This window comes from Rhizomicrobium sp., assembly GCF_056722145.1.
In genome coordinates this window covers 1-2995 of record NZ_JBWZET010000088.1, presented here as the reverse complement: position 1 = coordinate 2995, position 2995 = coordinate 1, and the positions used below count along the sequence as shown (strand labels likewise).

Below are 2995 nucleotides of genomic sequence, written 5' to 3'. Positions count from 1 at the left end.
TCTTGGTGGCCCCCATCGGCCAGACGGCCGGCCCCGATTTGGAAAGCTTTTCTCAACTATTAACAAAGATGATCCGAACTGAGACAGGTTTGAAGAAAGAGGCGCTGATCCCTGTGGTGTTCGTTCCCATGCTTCCGGGCGTGCCGCAGGAAAAGCGAGAAACCAATGACGGTTCGGAGAGGCATCGCTGAACGGAAAATCCTGGTCCTCGCGGCGGCAATCATCCTGCCCCTGATGGTATCGGGTTGTACGACGTCGCCGGATCCTTATTTCGGCTGGGACACGCAGAACGCCCGCCCGCATCGTCAGGCTGCTACCGTCCGGCCGAAGCCGCGCCCGACGCCGAGCTACCAGGAATCTCAGTACGCGGAAGATCGTTCCGGCAGGCGCTACGATAGCGATTGCAATTGCTACGTCAGCCAGCAGCAACAGCCGGCGCGCCAGTCCGCCAAGTGGTACGACCGTCCCGCCGATCCGCGCGACGATGCCGAATCCCATCCCGCTCCCAATTACGCCGCCAACGGCAATACGCATTTCCAGTGGCCGGTGCGCGGCCGCGTCATCTCCGAGTTCGGGTCCTATCCCGGCGGCGAAAAGAACACCGGCATCAATATTGCCGCGCCCGACCGCGAGCCGATCCGCGCGGCTGCCGACGGCACCGTCAGCTACGCCGGCAATGAGTTGCGCGGCTATGGCAATCTGGTGCTGATCAAGCACGACGGCGGCTACATCACCGCCTATGCCCATGCCGACCATTTCGTCGTCGACAAGGGCCAGTGGGTGACGAAGGGCCAGGTGATCGGTTACGTCGGCACCACCGGCGACGTCCGCGTGCCGCAACTGCACTTCGAGGTGCGCCGCGGCAATCACGGCGAAACCCCGGTCGATCCCCGCCAAGTGTTGGGATCGATGCAGGTCGCCTACCGCTGAGCGGCGGACTTTCAAGTAATCACATTGTTCGTCTTTCCTCCCCCGCGATGACGGACTGTATCCTTAGCGGCTTTGTCACCGCGGGGGAGGACAGAGTGATTTCGCTTGAACGCCTACCGCTAGGCTATTTCTTCGCTTTGAGACGCAGCGAAAACAGCGCCGCCAGCGTTGCGGCGGTGGCGATCACGCCGATGCCCGAGCGCATGCCGTACTTCGCGGCGATGGCGCCGATCAGCGGTGGCCCGGTGAGGAAGCCGCCGAAGCCAGCGGTGGAGACTTCCGCAATGCCGGCGGCCGGCGACGAGGCGCGCGCGGCGGCAGTGGAAAACACGCACGGCACGACATTCGACAACCCCGCCCCGACGAAGGCGAAGCCGACCACAACGGCATAGAAATGCGGCAGCACCGTCGCCAGGATCAGGCCGCAGGCGGCGAGGGCGCAGCCCGCTCCGATCACCAGCGGCCGGCCGAGGCGTCGCACGACGAGATCGCCGCACAGCCGTCCTATCACCATCGTCGCCGAGAACGCGGCATAGCCGGCGGCGGCGCGCGCGGGTGCTTCGCCGATACTGCCGAGATAGATGCCGCTCCAGTCGGCCATGGCGCCTTCGGACATGAAGCACAGCGTCAGCACCACCGCGAGCAGCGCGATGCTTTTCTCGGGCAGGCGGAAGATCGCGCCTTGCTCGCGCTTTTCATTGTCGCCGGCGCCAAGATGGCGTCCGGCCACGGCGATGGTCGCCAGCACGATCGCCGCCACCGGCAGCATCAGGAAATGGGTCGGGACATGCAGCGCCAGCATCATCGCGCCGAACCCGGTGCCCAGCAGGCCGCCAAGGCTGAATCCGGCGTGGAACGAGGAATTGATCGCCGAGCCCCAATCCGCCTCGATGCGGGTGGCGTGGGCGTTCATCGCCACGTCCATGACGCAGATCGAACCACCGACGAAGGCGCAGGCCACGATCAGCGTGACGAGGTTAGGCGCCAGCAGCGGCAGGGCGACGACGGCCGCATAGAAATAGCCGGTCAGGGCCGTGGTTCGTCCGGTGCCGCCGAGCTTCTGGATGATGCGGCTGGCCGGCTGCATCGCGATCACGCCGCCGATCGACATCGCCAGCAAGGCCCACGACAGTTCGGCCGCCGATAGCGACAGCATCGTCTTCAGCGACGGTATCGATGTCGCCCACGCACCATAGCCGAAGCCGTTGGCGACGAAGATGGCGAAGGTCGCCCAGCGGGCGGTGGCGAGCGAAGGGAGGCGGGAGGTCATCGAGGCAGTCACGGTGGTGAGCCCGGTTTGTCGCAGAACAAATGGGCGGCTTTCGGGCGCTCAGGCGATCTTTACGCCCAGTTCGCCCGCCAGGTCCTGAATGAATTGCCACGCCACGCGTCCCGAGCGGGCGCCGCGGCCGGCGGCCCATGAAAGCGCTTTCTTGTGCAATTCCTCCGCGTTGATCGCCAGCGCGAAATGGCTGGCGTAGCCGTCGACCATGGCGAGGTATTCGTCCTGGGTGCAGTTGTGGAAGCCGAGCCACAGCCCGAAGCGGTCGGAGAGCGAAATCTTCTCCTCGATGGCTTCGTGCGGATTGATCGCGGTGGAGCGCTCGTTCTCCATCATCTCGCGCGGCATCAGGTGGCGCCGATTCGAGGTGGCGTAGAACAGCACGTTCGCCGGCCGGCCCTCGATGCCGCCCTCCAGCGCCGCCTTCAGGGACTTGTAGCTGGTGTCGTCCTTGTCGAAGGAAAGATCGTCGCAGAACAGCAAGAATTGCCGCTTGTCGTCGCGCAGCTTGCGCAGAAGGTGCGGCAAGGTGGCAATCTCCTCGCGGTGGATTTCGATCAGCACCAGCCGCTTGGCGCTCCTGCGGCCTTCGTTGACGGTGGCGTGAATCGCCTTGACCAGCGACGACTTGCCCATGCCGCGCGCCCCCCACAACAGGGCGTTGTTGGCCGGCAGGCCGTCGGCAAAGCGCCGCGTGTTCTCCATCAGGGTGTCGCGGGCGGCCTCGACGCCTTGCAGCAGGCCGAGCGGCAGGCGGGCGACTTTGCGAACGGGATGCAACTT

The 2995-nt window shown here is 65.1% G+C and carries 3 protein-coding genes and 1 pseudogene; 2 read left to right on the top strand and 2 right to left on the bottom strand.

What is annotated here, in order from left to right; all coding sequences use genetic code 11:
• A pseudogene (locus AC1P6P_RS05095) lies at positions 1-191 on the top strand (hypothetical protein); the annotation flags it as partial.
• Complete coding sequence (locus AC1P6P_RS05090) at positions 166-930, top strand: murein hydrolase activator EnvC family protein (protein WP_481401354.1); 765 nt, start codon at positions 166-168, stop codon at positions 928-930. The pseudogene AC1P6P_RS05095 and the gene AC1P6P_RS05090, both read left to right, overlap by 26 nt.
• Before the next feature lie 124 nt (positions 931-1054).
• Here AC1P6P_RS05090 and AC1P6P_RS05085 read toward each other — a convergent pair whose 3' ends face one another.
• Positions 1055-2200, bottom strand: a complete 1146-nt coding sequence (locus tag AC1P6P_RS05085) for an MFS transporter (protein ID WP_481401353.1) — start codon at positions 2198-2200, stop codon at positions 1055-1057.
• A gap of 60 nt (positions 2201-2260) precedes the next feature.
• The coding region (locus AC1P6P_RS05080) for an ATP-binding protein (RefSeq protein ID WP_481401352.1) at positions 2261-2995 on the bottom strand (735 nt) is incomplete at its 5' end.